Source organism: Pseudomonas sp. TE50-2, from assembly GCF_040813665.1.
Taxonomy (GTDB): Bacteria; Pseudomonadota; Gammaproteobacteria; order Pseudomonadales; family Pseudomonadaceae; genus Aquipseudomonas; species Aquipseudomonas soli.
This window is the reverse complement of record NZ_JBFNXN010000001.1, coordinates 375,316-390,542: the sequence shown is the minus strand read 5'-3', so window position 1 is coordinate 390,542 and position 15,227 is coordinate 375,316. Positions and strand designations below refer to the sequence as shown.

The window sequence follows — 15,227 nt, the reverse complement described above, 5'->3', positions numbered from 1 at the left end:
TTGGGGGCATCGCTTTTAGTAATTTGTAATTTGCCCCCAATTATGCCCCCAATGGTAGCGGAATCCAGTGGAACAAGACGGACGGTAATGGATTGATATTGGCTTTAACTCGATGATTTAAGGGGTTTTTTTGGATTTCTCTGGAATTTGCTTAAAGGCTATCCGGATCCCCGAAGAACATCTGTATTCGCGACCTCAACCACCGCTCCGCCGGATCATTGTCCTGCGCCCCGCGCCAAGCCATGTGCAGCTCGAAGCTGCGCACCTCCAGCGGCAGGTCCTCGGCCCGCAGGCCGCCTGCAGCGGTGAGCGCATCGGCGGTGTAGTCCGGCACCGTGGCAACAATATCGGTTCCCGCCAGCAAGCTCCCCAATCCGTTGAACTGCGGCACGGCCAGCACCACGTGGCGCTTGCGGCCGATCTCCTCCAGCGCCTCGTCGATGAACCCGGACAGGTCGCCGGCGAACGACACCAACGCGTGGGGTCGGGCGCAGAAGTCGTCCAGGGTGATGTTGCCGGGCATGCTGTCGGCGCGCAGCAGCTTGGGCATGCTGCGGCGTAGCACCTTGCGCTTGGCGTTGGCCGGCAGGTCGCTGGTGTAGCTCACGCCCACCGAGATTTCGCCGGAGGCCAGCAGAGTGGGCATCAGCAGGTAGTTGACCCGGCGCACCACCAGCACGATGCCGGGCGCCTCGGCGCGGATGCGTTTGAGCAGTTGGGGCAGCAGGGCGAATTCGGCGTCGTCCGACAGGCCGATGCGGAACACCGCGTTGCTGGTGGCCGGGTCGAACTCGGCGGCGCGGCTGACGGCGGTGGAGATCGAGTCCAGCGCCGGGGACAGCAGGGCGAAGATCTCGTGGGCGCGCGCCGACGGCTCCATGCTGCGGCCGGTACGCACGAACAGCGGGTCGTCGAACAGGTTGCGCAGGCGCGACAGCGCGGCGCTGATCGCCGGCTGGCCGAGGAACAGTTTCTCGGCGGCGCGGGTCACGCTGCGTTCGTGCATCAGCGTCTCGAACACGATCAGCAGGTTGAGGTCTACGCGACGCAAGTCGTTACGATTCATTCGATGCGGCTCGCCTGAAGTGGGGCAGGGGTGAATCTTAAGGCCAAAGGCTGGTACCCTGCACCGATTTCCGGGTGCCAATGCACAGATTTGTCAGGGGCCCAATCAATGACAGGCATGTCGACTATTAACAGCCACTGATGGTCCAACCGTGAAAGCCCGGATAAAGTCCGTGGTAATACGAGATTCACAAAGGCGAGGTATGCGATGTCCCGCATGATCCGTTTCCACAAGTTCGGCCAGGCCGATGTGCTCCGTTGCGAGGAGCAGGCCGAACCGTCCCCGACCACCGGCGAGGTACAGATCCGCGTCGAGGCGATCGGCATCAGCTGGTACGACGTGCTCTGGCGGCAGAACTTGGCGCCGTCCCAGGCGCGGCTGCCGGCGGGTATCGGCCATGAAATGGCCGGCGTGGTCACCGCGGTCGGCGAGGGCGTGGACGATATCGCGGTGGGCGACCGGGTCGCCAGCTTTCCGGCCACCAGCCCCAACGACCATCCGGTCTACGGTGACGTGATCGTGCTGCCGCGCAGCGCCATCACCCGTTACCCTGACGTGCTGACCCCGATCGAGGCCAGCGTGCACTACACCCCGCTGCTGATCGCCTACTTCGCCTATGTCGACCTGGCCCGGGCCAAGGCCGGGCAGACCGCGCTGGTCACCGACGCCAGCCACTGCGCCGGGCCGGCCTTCGTGCAGCTGGGCAAGGCCCTGGGGTTGAAGGTGTTCGCTGCCACCAAGGAACCCGAGCAGCGTGAATACCTGCTGGGCCTGGGCGCGGACAAGGTGATCGTCACCGAGGAGCAGGACCTGCTGATGCAGATCGGCAAGTACACCGATGGCCGTGGCGTGGACATGGTCCTCGACGGCATGGGCGGCCCGCAGATGTCGCTGCTCGGCGATGTCCTGGCACCGCGCGGCAACCTGGTGCTGTATGGTCTGCAGGGCGGTAACCAGACGCCGTTCCCGGCCTGCGCGGCGTTCCAGAAGAACATCCAGTTCCATGTGCATTGCATCGGCAACTTCACCGGCAAGCCGGAGCTGGGCATCACCCAGGACCAAGTGGCGTTGCAGCGGGCCTTGCGCGACATCAACCAGTTCACCGCCGACCAGCTGCTGACACCGCAGATCATCAAGGTGTACCCGTTCGAGCAGGTGGTCGAGGCGCACCGGCATATGGACGCCTGCCCTTGCGGTGGCCGGGTGGTGCTGGACATGGGCGGGCAGGGCTGACGCTGCCGACGCCTGCGCCGGGTAAGCCTGCTTATATCCCTCCGTGACATGAGGCCCGCCCTGCAGGGGCGGGCTTTGCCTTGTGGCCTTGCCAGCAAACATAGCTAATTTTCCTACCCGGTTTTGGGAAGTTTCCTTCAAGCCCGGTCAGCTATTCATCTGCCAGAATCGGACTTCAATTCGAAGCCGTCAGGGAGATGGAGCGATAGCATGACCGAGACCCACGACCAAGCCATGCACTATATCTACCAGCAGGTCCTGCAGCGCCTGCTGGAGCACATGAGCCAGGCCCAGCGCGCCTCGGTGCAGTTGCTGATCCAGCGCCTGCTGGTCATCGCCGGTGGCCAGGACTGCATCGGCAACCTGCAGGTCCTGGCCCTGCACGGCGTGGACCGACGCAGCGCGCATCTGCTGGCCTGCCTGCGCGCCGCGCAACTGAGTATCGCCATTCGCCACGCCGCGACCTTCCGCCTGCGGGTGCTGGCGGCCCGCCTGCCCACCCTTGATGACACCGCCCTGGCCCTTCACGACCGTTGCTTCAGCGCACTGTTCCTGCACGATGATCCGCGGGTGGAGCTGTTGCGCGCCGATGGCGGGCAGCTCGGCCCGTTTGGTGCCCGACAGGCCTGTTCGGCCGAACAGTTGGCCGCCGCGGGTAACGCCTGGCTGCTGTTCGGGCACCTCGCCGGCGGGCAGCCCGGGGCTTTGCTCGGGGCCAGGGGGTATCTGGATGTGGGGGCCAGCCTTGGGCAGGTGCTGGGTGGGCAAGACGGCGAGCAACTCCTGGTCAGCGCCGCGCCGCTTGCCCAGCGCCACCGCCTGCTGGCCTGTGGGCGGCGTTGCCTGCGCCATAGCGGGGAGGTCGCGCACACCGTGACACCCCACAGCGTCCTGGCCGCCGGTGTCGAACAGTTGCACCAGGTGCTGTCCGACCCTTGGCAGCCGGTAACAGCGCCCAAGCATGATCAGCCCTGGAGCGATACCCACCTGATGACGGTGGAGGATCTGCTGCGCCATCCCGATGACGGCGGTCACCTTGACCGCATGCTTGGGCGGGAGGAGGCGCAGGCCTGGCATGCCCAGGGGCCGGCCGGGTTGTTCGACCCCTTGCCGCTGGCCCACCTGCACGGCCTCAAGGCGCAGTACCTTGAGCAGCGTACCTATCGTGAGGGCGCGCAGGCGTTCTACCAGCGCTTGCGCCAGCCGTCGGTGGCCTGGCCGCAGGGGCGGGCGTTGCGCGACGAGGCGAAGGCTCGGCTGCTTGCGGCATACGGCGTCAATGAAGCGCAGATGGTCTGTCAACTGTTCACCCCCTTCGACGCGCAGGGGCACAACCTTGAAGCCTTCGTGCTGCGCTGCCATCCCGGTATGCGCGTGGCGTTGCCGTACCTGCACCGTGCCTTGCAGGGCCGGACTTGCCCGGAGCCTGTCAGCCAGTGGCTGGTGGACACCAGCGGCCTGCAGCTTGCGCAGTTGCGGGCGCTGTACGCCGGCACGCTCGGCAGCCAGGCACGGCGCCTGTACCAGTTGCTGGGGCGGCGTGACCTGTGGCTGCGGCCGCTGCCGGCCGGTGCGTGGAGCAGCGCCTGACCGTTGATCCAGCGCGCTTGCTTCAGAGGGCGATCTGTATGTATAACCAGTGCTTGTTCCCCCGCGCCCGACCTGCACCGTGATCGCCCATTCCGTCGATGATCCCTTGTACTACCTGTATAACTTCCGTCAGGTCCTGAGCTGGGTGGGGCAACGCTACGCCGACCTGCTGGACCACGACGAGCACGCTTTCATCGAGGCGTTCGGCAAGCTGCCGGTATCCGCGCAGGCCTTGCTGGTACGGATGGTCATGCGCAAGGGCGAGTGGTTTCGCAGGGACAAGCTCGACTACGCCGAGATCGGCGATGCCGACATGGCCCTGGCGCCGTTGCTGGTGTTGGGCTGGGTAGCGACCGACGCACCGTTGGCCGTCGAGCAATTGTGGGCTTTGCTGCGCAAGGACGAGCTGGCCGGGCTTTTTGCCGGGAAAATTCCCCGGCCTCGGGCGAGCAAGGCCGAATTGCTGGAACAGCTGCAGGCACTCGAGCTGTCGCCCAGGCCCCTGGCACAGTGGTGCCCCGATTTCCCGACGCTGATCCTGCACTGGAGCCGGCAGCCGTTATGCGACCGGTTGCGGCTGTTGTTCTTTGGCAACCTGTACCAGAGCTGGTCCGATTTCGTGCTCGCCGACCTGGGCGTGTTCCGTTACGAACAGGTGGCGTTCAGCGCCGATTCGCGAGCCTTGCGCCAGCGGACCGAGGTTGACCTGGCCATGGCCCTGCACCAGTGCGCCGAGCGCCTGGAGCAGGGCGTCGCGCCCGCCGAACTGCTTGCGGCACTCGCGGGCCTGGACTACAGCAACCCCTGGCTGGTCCGACGTCGGGCGCGGCTGCTGTTCAGCATCGGCCAGCAATGCGAGCGTGCTGGCGACTGGGAGCTGGCGTTGCAGGTCTATGCCGACTGCGCCCACCCTGAGGCGCGCATCCGCCAGGTCCGGGTCTATGAGCGCAGCGAGCAGTGGCTGCCGGCACTCGCATTGGCCCAGGCCATGGCCCAGGCGCCTGCCAACGCCTTGGAGCGCCAGGCACTGGAGCGCATGCTGCCGCGCCTGGCGCGCAAACTCGGCGGCCCGCCACAACCGCGTCGGCGCACGAGCGCGGTCACGCTCATCGAGCTGGAACTGCCGGTCGCGATGGCGTCACTGGGGGTGGAGGAGGCGGTGCGCCAGCACCTGGAACAGCAGGGCGGGGCTGCCCACTATGTCGAGAACACCCTGTTCAACAGCCTGTTCGGCCTGCTGTGCTGGGAGGCGATCTTCGCACCCGTACCAGGCGCTTTCTTCAATCCATTCCAGGCCGGGCCGCAAGACCTGCACGACAGCGATTTCCAGCAGCGTCGCGGCGCACTGTTCGACACCTGCCTGGGGCGCCTGGACGATGGCAGCTACCGTCAGGCCATCCGCGAATGCCATGCGGCCAAGCAAGGCCTGCAGTCGCCGTTCGTGTTCTGGCAGATGCTCGACGAGCCCCTGCTCGAACAGGCACTCGAGCACTTGCCGCCCGAGCATTTGAAAGCCTGCTTCCTGCGTTTGCTGCAGGACATCCGCGCCAACCGCGCCGGCATGCCCGACCTTATCCAGTTCTGGCCGGGGCAGGGCGGCTATCGCATGGTCGAGGTCAAAGGGCCGGGCGACCGCCTGCAGGACAACCAGCTGCGCTGGCTCGAGTTCTGCCATACCCACGGGCTGCCGGTGGCGGTCTGCCATGTGCGCTGGCAGGCCACGCCGGCATGAGCTACACCGTGGCCGTGCGCGCCCTGTGCGAATTCAGCGCCAAGGTCGGCGACCTCGACCTGCGCTTCACGCCGTCGCCCAGTGCCCAGGAAGGTATCGCCGGGCATCGCCGGGTGGTGGCCAAGCGCGGCGCCGGCTATGAGTCGGAGGTGGCGCTGGAGGGCGAATACCAAGGCTTGAGGGTGCGCGGCCGTGCCGATGGCTACGACCCGGCACGCAACCGACTGGAAGAGATCAAGACCCATCGCGGCGACCTCGCCCGCCAGCCCGACAATCATCGCCAACTGCACTGGGCCCAGGCCAAGGTCTACGCCTGGCTGCTGTGCCAGGCGCGGCAATTGCCGGCGATCGACGTGGCGCTGGTCTACCTGGACGTCGACAGCGATGGCCAGACCGTGATCAACGAGCATTACGGCGCCGACGACCTCAGGCGCTTTTTCGAGGCCCAATGCCAGCGCTTCCTGGCCTGGGCGCAGGCGCAGGAGCGACGCCTGGTTGAACGTGACCGGGGCCTGCTGGCCCTGAGCTTTCCTTACCCTGCGTTCCGTCAAGGCCAGCGGCAACTGGCCGAGACCCTGTACAAGGCGGTGAGCACCGGCCGGTGCCTGATGGCCCAGGCCAGCACCGGCATTGGCAAGACCCTCGGCACGCTGTTTCCGCTGCTCAAGGCCGTGGTGCCGCAGCACTTGGACAAGCTCTACTTCCTCACGGCCAAGACCCCGGGCCGGGCCCTGGCCCTCGATGCGCTGCGCCAGATTACACAGGCGTCGCCGCAGCCGGCCCTGCGCAGCCTGGAGCTGATCGCCCGCGACAAAGCTTGCGAGTTTCCGCAAAACGCCTGCCATGGCGAGTCCTGCCCCTTGGCGCGGGGCTTCTACGACCGCCTGCCCGCCGCCCGTGAAGCGGCCGCGCAGGTGCCGCTGCTCGACCGCCCCAGCCTGCGCGAGGTGGCCCTGGCGCACCAGGTCTGCCCCTATTACCTGGCGCAGGAGATGGCGCGCTGGGTCGACCTGCTGGTGGCCGACTACAACTACTACTTCGACGCCCATGCATTGCTGTTCGGCCTGGCTCAGGCCAACCAGTGGCGCACGGCGGTGCTGGTGGACGAGGCGCACAACCTGGTCGAGCGCGGGCGGCAGATGTACAGCGCCAGCCTCGACCAGGGCCAGTTGCTGGCACTGCGCCAAGGCAAGCCGGCCGGGCTGGGCAGCGCCCTCGACCGGCTGAATCGACAATGGAATGCGTTGTACAAGGCGCAGGTCGCACCGTACCAGGCCAGCGAACAGTTACCTGACGCCTTCCTGCGTGCCCTGCAGCAATGTATCGGGCTGATCCAGGAACGCATGAACCAGGCCCCTGTCGAGGTCGAGCCCAAGGTGCTGGAGTTCTACTTCCAGGCCTTGCAGTTCAGCCGTATCGCCGAGCTGTTCGACGAGCACTTCCTGTTCGATATCAGCCCGCGCAACGGCCCCCGTGGGCGGCGCCTGGCCACGTTGTGCCTGCGCAACGTGGTGCCTGCCCGGCTGTTGGCCCCCCGCATGAGCGCGGCGCGCAGCGTCACGCTGTTTTCCGCCACGCTCAATCCCCGGCACTTCTACAGCGACCTGCTGGGTATGCCGGCCGACACTGCCTGGCTGGAGGTCGCAGCGCCGTTTCGCGCCGAGCAGTTGCAGGTGCGCATCGTCAGCGAGGTGTCTACCCGCTACCAGCAGCGCCAGGCCTCACTGGCGCCGATCGTTGAACTGATTGCCGCCCAGTTCGCCGGCCAGCCGGGCAACTACCTGGCTTTCTTCAGCAGCTTCGAGTACCTCGAGCAGGTGGCGCGGCTGCTGGCCGAACGCTACCCGGCGCTACCCATCTGGCGCCAGTCCCCCGGCATGGACGAGGCCAGCCGCGAGGCCTTCCTGGCGCGCTTCGTGGAGCACGGAAAGGGGGTGGGCTTCGCCGTGCTCGGTGGCGCCTTCGGCGAGGGCGTCGACCTGCCGGGCACTCGCCTGATCGGCGCCTTCGTCGCCACCCTCGGCCTGCCCCAGGTCAATCCTGTCAACGAGCAGTTCAAACAGCGCCTGGGCCGGCAGTTCGGCGCCGGTTTCGACTATGCGTATCTCTATCCGGGGGTGCGCAAGGTGATCCAGGCCGCCGGCCGGGTCATCCGCGGCGACCACGACCGCGGCGTGCTGGTACTGATCGACGAGCGCTTTGCCGAACCGCGGGTGCGGCAGATGTTCCCCGGCTGGTGGCAACTGGCGTGAACGCCGCCATCGCCTGGCGCTGAAACTCCCAGTACACTGCGCGTTCCAACACCAACATCCGTTGATTTCGAGGTTCCGCATGACGCTCAGTCCTTTGGCAGGCAAGCCGGCTCCGGCCAGCGTGCTGGTCGATATCCCCCGCCTGTTGACCGCTTACTACACCGGCCGTCCCGACGCCGCGGTGGCGGCCCAGCGCGTGGCCTTCGGCACCTCGGGCCACCGCGGCACTTCGTTCGAGCTGAGCTTCAACGAATACCACGTGCTGGCGATCACCCAGGCCATCTGCCTGTATCGCCAGGAGAAAGGCATCGACGGCCCGTTGTTCATCGGTGCCGACACCCACGCGTTGTCCGCCCCGGCCGCCGCCAGCGCCCTGGAAATGCTGGCCGCCAATGGCGTGCAGGTGATGTTGAGCAAGGACGACGAGTACACCCCGACCCCGGCGGTGTCCCATGCCATCCTCTGCTACAACCGTGGCCGCCAGCAGGGCCTGGCCGACGGCATCGTCATCACCCCGTCGCACAACCCGCCGCAGAGCGGCGGCTTCAAGTACAACCCGCCCAACGGCGGCCCGGCCGACAGCGACGTGACCAAGTGGATCGAGGCCAAGGCCAACGAGCTGCTGGCGGCGAACCTGGCTGGCGTCAAGCGCATGGACTACCAGCAGGCGCTGGCGGCGCCGACCACCCAGCGCCACGACTACGTGAGCAGCTATGTCGCCGACCTGGAAAACGTCATCGACTTCGACGTGATCCGCAGCGCCAACCTGCGCCTGGGCGTCGACCCGTTGGGCGGTGCCGGCGTGCGCTACTGGTCGGCCATCGCCGAGCACTACCAGCTGAACCTGGAAGTGGTGAACACCGAGGTCGACCCGACCTTCCGTTTCATGACCGTCGACTGGGACGGGCAGATCCGCATGGACCCGTCCTCGCCTTACGCCATGCAGGGCCTGATCGGCCTGCGCGAGCGGTTCGACGTGGCCTTCGCCTGCGACCCGGACCACGACCGTCACGGTATCGTCACCGCCGACGGCCTGCTGCAGCCGAACAACTACCTGGCCGTGGCCATCGACTACCTGTACCGCAACCGCCCGCAATGGCGCAGTGATGCCGCCGTGGGCAAGACCGTGGTTTCCAGCGGCCTGATCGACCGCGTCACCGCAGGCCTGGGCCGTGAGCTGTATGAAGTGCCGGTGGGCTTCAAGTTCTTCGCCCAAGGCCTGTTCGACGGTTCGCTGGGCTTCGGTGGCGAAGAAAGCGCCGGCGCCTCGTTCCTGCGCAAGGACGGCTCGGTCTGGGCCACCGACAAGGACGGCCTGATTCCGGCGCTGCTGGCGGCCGAGATGACCGCCCGCACCGGGCGCAACCCGAGCCAGATCTACGCCGACCTGACCGCCAAGCTGGGCAAGCCGTACGCCACCCGCGTCGAGGCCAAGGCCGACGCACGGCAGAAGGCGCTGCTGAGCAAGCTGGCGCCGGAGCAGGTCAAGTCCACCGAGCTTGCCGGCGAGCCGATCCAGCAGATCCTCAGCCATGCGCCGGGTAACAACCAGGCTATCGGCGGCCTGAAGGTGATGACCGCGAACGGCTGGTTCGCCGCGCGGCCGTCCGGTACCGAGGATATCTACAAGATCTACGCCGAAAGCTTCATCGACGAGGCGCACCTCAAGCGCCTGGTGGCCGAAGCCCAAGTGCTGGTGGACGCGGCGATCGCCTGATCGACGCTGATACGCATCGCGGGGCAAGCCTGCTGCCACTGCCTGCTTCGTTCAGGCGTGGTAGCGGGCTTGCCCCGCGATGCGTTTGGTTGTTCCACTGATGGAACGATCCATGCCATTTCAGCTATCTACCGCCGTATTGGCCTCATCTGTAAGGTGTAACCCATCAACAGGAGGCTTCTCATGAAAAAGATCCAGGGTATCCACCGCAGCCCCAACGCCCACTGGGTGGGCGACGGCTTCCCGGTGCGCAGCCTGTTCACCTACGACCATCTGGCGCGGCATATCAGCCCGTTCCTGCTGCTGGATTATGCCGGCCCGCATGACTTCGCCCCGACCACTGCCCGGCGTGGCGTCGGCCAGCACCCGCACCGCGGTTTCGAGACCGTCACCATCGTCTACCAGGGCGAACTGGAGCACCGCGACTCCACCGGCGCGGGCGGCCTGATCGGCCCGGGCGATGTGCAATGGATGACCGCTGCGGGCGGCATCATCCACGAGGAGTTCCATTCCCCGGCCTTTGCCCGTAGCGGCGGCACGCTGGAGATGGTGCAGCTGTGGGTCAACCTGCCGGCCAGGGACAAGCGCGCCGCCGCCGGCTACCAGACGCTGTTGGCCAACGACATTCCCGTGGTAACGCTGGAAGGCGAGGCGGGCAGCCTGCGGGTGATCGCCGGGCGTTACCTTGACCAGCAGGGGCCGGCGCGCACCTTTACCGAGATGGACGTCTGGGACCTGCGCCTGAAGGCGGGCGCCACGCTGCAACTGCCGGTGGCCGCCGGGCGCAATGCCGCGCTGGTGGTGCTGCGCGGCATGTTGCGGGTCAACGATGAGCGCGAAGCCGGTGCGGCCAGCCTGGTATTGCTGGAGCGCGACGGCGACGGTGTGCGCCTCGAGGCACTGGAGGACGTCAGCGTGCTGCTGCTCAGCGGCGAGCCGATCGACGAGCCCATCGTCGGGTATGGCCCGTTCGTGATGAACAGCCAGGCCGAGATCGCCGAATCGTTCGATGATTTCCAGGCCGGGCGGTTTGGGCAGATGGGAGGTACCGAGCGCGACGTCCGACAATGACAAAGCGTTGACTCCAATCGCCGGCAAGCCGGCTCCCACAGGATCTGTGCTATCCCTGTGGGAGCCGGCTTGCCGGCGATTGCTTTTTCAGAGGATCACAGCTGATCCGGCACCACCGCGATCACATCGATCTCCATCAGCCACTCGGCCTGCGCCAACCCTGCCACCACCAACCCGGTGGAAATCGGGAACACGCCCTTGAGCCACTTGCCCACTTCCTTGTACACCGGCTCGCGGAAGCGCGGGTCGGTGATGTAGGTGGTGGTCTTGACGATATGCGACAGGTCCGAGCCTGCCTCCTCAAGCAACTGCTTGACGTTCTTCATCGCCTGTTCGGCCTGCGCCTGCGGGTCGCCCAGGCCGACCAGGCGGCCTTCGAAATCAGTGCCGACCTGCCCACGTACGTAGATGGTGTTGCCGGCGCGCACCGCCTGGCACAGGTCGTTGTCCAGGGTCTGGTTGGGGTAGGTGGCCTTGGTGTTGAACATGCGGATGCGAGTGTGAGTAGGCATCAGTGGGCTCCGAAGGTGCTGACGTTGCTGATCGAGGGTTGCTGCTCATCCGCCGTGCGCTGTTCGCGGTCGCGGTAGGCCAGGTAGGTGCGCTGGGTGGCGATGTGACCGGCGACGTGCTTGGCGTCGTGCCAAACGCCCCAGATGAACGACGAGCCACGGCGTGACAGCCAGGGCAGGCCGAGGAAATACACGCCTGGCTCTTTCGACACGCCACGCTGGTGCTGCGGCTTGCCGTTGGCGTCGAAGGCGTCCACCTGCAGCCAGCTGAAATCCACACCGTAACCGGTGGCCCAGATGATGGTGGTGACGTTGGCCTGGGCCAGGTCCAGCTCGCGCAGCGGGTTGCTGACGCAGGCCGGGTCGGGCAGGCGCTTGCGCGCTTCAGGCTCTGGTGGCAGGTCCAGGCCGTTGCGTTCGACATAGGCGTCGGCGGCGTCCAGCAGGGCCAGGTAGTTCTCGTCGCCACGGTTGATGTTCTCGGCCAGGTTGTCCTGGAAGCGCGCCACGCCGCCCTCGAACGACTGGGTCAGGCCGACCAGGGTCATGCCCTGGTGGGCGAGGGCGCGGAAGTCCACGGTATGGCCGCCACGGGCACCGGACACGGCGATGGTCACGTGCTCGCGGCCAGGCTTGGCGATCTCGGCATCCCATTCGCCGAGCACGCCCAGCCACCAGCAGAAGTCACGGTTGCGGTAGCTGCGTGGCGGGCGGTCGTGGGCGCCCACCGACAGGTACACCTGGCGCCCGGCGCGCATCAGCTCCTCGGCGATCTGCACGCCGGAGGAGCCGGCGCCCACCACCAGCACCGCGCCTTCAGGCAGTTGCTCGGGGTTGTAGTAGGCGGCCGAGTGGATCTGGTGCAGACCGTCGTCCTTTGGCGCGATGGCCGGGATCACCGGGCGCTGGAACGGGCCGGTGGCGGCCACCACGCGGTTGGCGCGAATCACGCCCTGGTTGGTTTCGATGGTGAAGCCCGGGCGGTCGGCGTTGCGTACCACCTGCCTGACCTCGACGCCGGTGCGCACCGGGAGGTTGTACTTGCGCACGTACTGCTCGAAGTAGTCGGCGACCTGGTCCTTGCCGGCGAAGGCGTCGGCGTCGAGGTCGAATTCCAGGCCCGGGAAGCGGTCGTGCCAGGTCGGCCCGTTGGCCACCAGCGAATCCCAGCGGCCGGTGCGCCAGGCCTCGGCGATGCGCTTGCGCTCCAGCACCAGGTGCGGCACGCCGAGCTTGCTCAGGTGTTCGCTCATGGCCACGCCGGCCTGGCCGGCGCCGACTACGAGGGTGTCGATTTCGATGTTGTTCAGTGTCATGTCCCAGCCCTTCTTCAGCGGCGTTCTTGTTCAGGTCGGTGGGGACCGCCTTTGCCTGGGGCCAGACTAGGGATGGGGGGGCAATCGCGAAAATAGTATTTAGCTGGGGCTTGCCGATAAATTGGCGAAGGGTGGATGGGCACCGCTGCGCGCCGAGCCGCCATAGTTTTTTCCTGCCCTGTGCCGAGGAAAATGTTGGTTTCGCCGCTGCCTTGGCCCGCCGAGAATGCCGGTAACTCACCACAGGAGCTGCACCATGACCTTCTCCATCATCGGCCGCTGCCAGGAAACCGGCCAGGTCGGCATCGCCATCAGTTCATCGAGCATCGCCGTCGGCGCCCGTTGCCCGTGGGTGCGCGCCGGGGTCGGTGCCGTGGCCACGCAGAACATCACCCTGCCGGCCCTCGGCCCGCAGATCCTCGATGCCCTGGAACAAGGCCAGCTGCCGCCTGCCGCGGCGCTGGACCGGGTGCTGAGTGCCAATGGCTGGAGCGAGTACCGCCAGGTCACGGTGATCGACAGTCACGGGCAGGTGGCGCTGTTCACCGGCAAGGAAGCGCTGGGCACGCACAATGCGGTGGCCGGTGAGCAATGCGCGGCGGCCGGCAACCTGCTGTCGTCGCAGGCGGTGATCGCGGCCATGGTCACGGCATTCGAGCAGGCCGGCGGCCACCTGGCCGACCGCCTGCTGGCGGCCATGCACGCGGCGATGGCGGCTGGGGGCGAGGCGGGGCCGGTGCACTCGGCGGCGCTGAAGATCGCCGGCGAGCTGACCTGGCCGCTGGTGGACCTGCGGGTGGACTGGACCGAGCAGGATCCGATCGCTGAACTGGACACCCTGTGGCAAGCCTATCGCCCGCAGATGCAGGACTATGTGACCCGCGCCCTGAATCCGACTGCCGCGCCCAGCTACGGAGTGCCTGGGGATGAGTGAGGCCAGCAGCCGCGAGCTGCTGGAGCGGCTGGTCGGTTTCGCCACCGTGAGCCGTGATTCCAACCTGGAGCTGATCGCCTTCATTCGCGATTATCTAGCCGGGTTTGGCGTTCACAGCGAGCTGTTCCACAACGACGAAGGCACCAAGGCCAACCTGTTCGCCACGATAGGCCCGCTTGACCGGGGCGGCGTGGTGCTGTCCGGGCACACCGATGTGGTGCCGGTCGACGGCCAGGCCTGGAGCGTCGAGCCGTTTCGCCTGAGCGAGCGCGACGGGCGCCTGTATGGCCGCGGCACGGCCGACATGAAGGGCTTCATCGCCTCGGTGCTGGCGGCGGTACCGGCGTTTCTCGCCCAACCCCTGAAGATGCCGGTGCACCTGGCGTTCTCCTACGACGAGGAAGTCGGCTGCCTGGGCGTGCGTTCGATGTTGGCGGCGTTGGCGCGGCGCCCGCACAAGCCGCGCCTGTGCCTGATCGGCGAGCCCACCGAGCTCAAGCCGGTGCTCGGGCACAAGGGCAAGCTGGCCATGCGCTGCGAGGTGCACGGTGCCGCCTGCCATTCGGCCTATGCCCCCTATGGCGTCAATGCCATCGAGTACGCGGCGCGGTTGATCGGCAAACTGGGCGAGATCGGTGATGAGCTGGCGCATCCCGAGCATCACGACGGGCGCTTCGACCCACCGTTCTCCACGGTGCAGACCGGGGTGATCAAGGGCGGGAGGGCGTTGAACATCGTCCCCGAGGAATGCGAATTCGATTTCGAAGTACGCGCCTTGCCGGGCTTCGAGGCCCAAGTGGTGGCAGACCAGCTGCAGACCTACGCCGAGGCCGAGCTGCTGCCGCGCATGCGCGCCGTCAATGCGGCCAGCGCGATTCGCTTGCGGCCATTGAGCGCTTACCCGGGGCTGGCCACGCCTGCCGCCAGCGAGGCCGCGCAACTTGTGGCGTTGCTCAGTGGCTCGGATGACTTCGGCACGGTGGCGTTCGGCACCGAGGGCGGGTTGTTCGACCAGGCGGGGATTCCCACCGTGGTTTGTGGCCCGGGGAGCATGGAGCAGGGGCACAAGCCCGACGAGTTCGTCAGCGTCGAACAGTTGCGTGGCTGTGACACGATGCTGCGGCGCTTGGCCGAGTACCTGGCGCAGGCATGATGGATCGCGGTGCACACCCGCCCCAGCCGGGGCGGGGACCCTGTTGACGGTTACGCCGGCACCATCGCAAAGCCCACGCCGAAGCGGTTCCAGGCATTGATGGTGGCGATGGCCAGGGTCAGGTTGGCGATTTCCTTGGCGCTGAAGTGCTCGAGCAACGCCTGGTACTCGTCTTGCGGCGCGCCGCGCTCCGGGAGGCGGGTCAGGCTCTCGACCCAGGCCAGGGCGGCACGTTCGCGTGGGGTGAAGTAGCGGGTCTCGCGCCAGACGCTCAGGGTCTGCAGGCGCGCCTCGGTTTCACCGGCCTTGCGCGCATCGTTGGCGTGCATGTTGACGCAGTAGGCGCAGCCATTGACCTGCGAGGCGCGCAGGCGGATCAGCTCCAGCAGCGAGTGTTCCAGGCCCGAGGCGACCAGCGCCTGTTCGAGGCCGATCATGGCCTTGTAGGCTTCCGGCGAGTGCTTGGCCCATTCGATACGGTCATGCATGGTGAGGCTCCAAAGATGTACAGGTGGCAAGTGGCACTACCTTAGCGCCCGGCCGCGTCGTGCCGAATAGCCAATCCCGCGCTTTGCCAGGAGGCCAATCGCGCATTTGGATGGCCACTGACAGGCATCCAATCTCTTCATTTCTGTCGGGACGTCGCAGCCG

Annotated in this window: 12 protein-coding genes; 8 read left to right on the top strand and 4 right to left on the bottom strand. The window is 66.7% G+C overall.

Annotated elements, in window-relative coordinates:
- Positions 1-151: 151 nt before the first annotated feature.
- Positions 152-1,066 (bottom strand): LysR family transcriptional regulator, encoded by a 915-nt coding sequence (locus AAHK21_RS01665; RefSeq protein WP_046855927.1) that lies wholly within the window; start codon positions 1,064-1,066, stop codon positions 152-154.
- Between the two features lie 207 nt (positions 1,067-1,273).
- Between AAHK21_RS01665 and AAHK21_RS01660 the strand changes: the two genes are divergently transcribed.
- The 6 genes from AAHK21_RS01660 (at position 1,274) to AAHK21_RS01635 (ending at position 10,661) form a co-directional block, all read left to right on the top strand.
- The gene (locus tag AAHK21_RS01660) at positions 1,274-2,299 is read left to right on the top strand and encodes a zinc-dependent alcohol dehydrogenase family protein (protein ID WP_367856160.1); all 1,026 of its coding nucleotides are present in this window, start codon (positions 1,274-1,276) and stop codon (positions 2,297-2,299) included.
- A 210-nt stretch (positions 2,300-2,509) separates the two neighbouring features.
- Complete coding sequence (locus AAHK21_RS01655; RefSeq protein ID WP_367856159.1) at positions 2,510-3,889, top strand: hypothetical protein; 1,380 nt, start codon at positions 2,510-2,512, stop codon at positions 3,887-3,889.
- Positions 3,890-3,968: 79 nt separating this feature from the next.
- Positions 3,969-5,621 (top strand): VRR-NUC domain-containing protein, encoded by a 1,653-nt coding sequence (locus tag AAHK21_RS01650; RefSeq protein ID WP_367856158.1) that lies wholly within the window; start codon positions 3,969-3,971, stop codon positions 5,619-5,621.
- Positions 5,618-7,873 (top strand): helicase C-terminal domain-containing protein, encoded by a 2,256-nt coding sequence (locus AAHK21_RS01645; protein WP_367856157.1) that lies wholly within the window; start codon positions 5,618-5,620, stop codon positions 7,871-7,873. Before AAHK21_RS01650 ends, AAHK21_RS01645 begins: the two co-directional genes overlap by 4 nt.
- 79 nt (positions 7,874-7,952) lie before the next feature.
- A complete protein-coding gene (pgm, locus tag AAHK21_RS01640) occupies positions 7,953-9,590 on the top strand; it encodes a phosphoglucomutase (alpha-D-glucose-1,6-bisphosphate-dependent) (RefSeq protein ID WP_367856156.1) in 1,638 nt (545 codons plus the stop codon).
- Between the two features lie 183 nt (positions 9,591-9,773).
- On the top strand, positions 9,774-10,661 hold the full coding sequence (locus tag AAHK21_RS01635; protein WP_367856155.1) for a pirin family protein: 888 nt from the start codon (positions 9,774-9,776) through the stop codon (positions 10,659-10,661).
- 95 nt (positions 10,662-10,756) lie between these two features.
- On the opposite strand, the gene AAHK21_RS01630 is transcribed toward AAHK21_RS01635, so the two are convergent.
- Together AAHK21_RS01630 and AAHK21_RS01625 are read right to left on the bottom strand one after the other, a co-directional pair.
- Positions 10,757-11,173 (bottom strand): RidA family protein, encoded by a 417-nt coding sequence (locus tag AAHK21_RS01630; protein ID WP_023632135.1) that lies wholly within the window; start codon positions 11,171-11,173, stop codon positions 10,757-10,759.
- Entirely contained in the window at positions 11,173-12,489 is a 1,317-nt protein-coding gene (locus tag AAHK21_RS01625; RefSeq protein WP_367856154.1) for a flavin-containing monooxygenase, read from the bottom strand. The genes AAHK21_RS01630 and AAHK21_RS01625 overlap by 1 nt, the downstream gene beginning before the upstream one ends.
- A 256-nt stretch (positions 12,490-12,745) precedes the next feature.
- Between AAHK21_RS01625 and AAHK21_RS01620 the strand changes: the two genes are divergently transcribed.
- Together AAHK21_RS01620 and argE are read left to right on the top strand one after the other, a co-directional pair.
- Positions 12,746-13,423 carry a DUF1028 domain-containing protein gene (locus AAHK21_RS01620; protein WP_046855919.1) on the top strand — a complete coding sequence of 226 codons (678 nt, stop codon included), beginning with the start codon at positions 12,746-12,748 and terminating at the stop codon, positions 13,421-13,423.
- Positions 13,416-14,576: an acetylornithine deacetylase gene (gene argE / locus AAHK21_RS01615; RefSeq protein WP_367856153.1), complete on the top strand. Its 1,161-nt coding sequence runs from the start codon at positions 13,416-13,418 to the stop codon at positions 14,574-14,576. Before AAHK21_RS01620 ends, argE begins: the two co-directional genes overlap by 8 nt.
- A gap of 50 nt (positions 14,577-14,626) precedes the next feature.
- Here argE and AAHK21_RS01610 read toward each other — a convergent pair whose 3' ends face one another.
- On the bottom strand, positions 14,627-15,064 hold the full coding sequence (locus AAHK21_RS01610) for a carboxymuconolactone decarboxylase family protein (protein WP_038705936.1): 438 nt from the start codon (positions 15,062-15,064) through the stop codon (positions 14,627-14,629).
- Between the last annotated feature and the right edge of the window lie 163 nt (positions 15,065-15,227).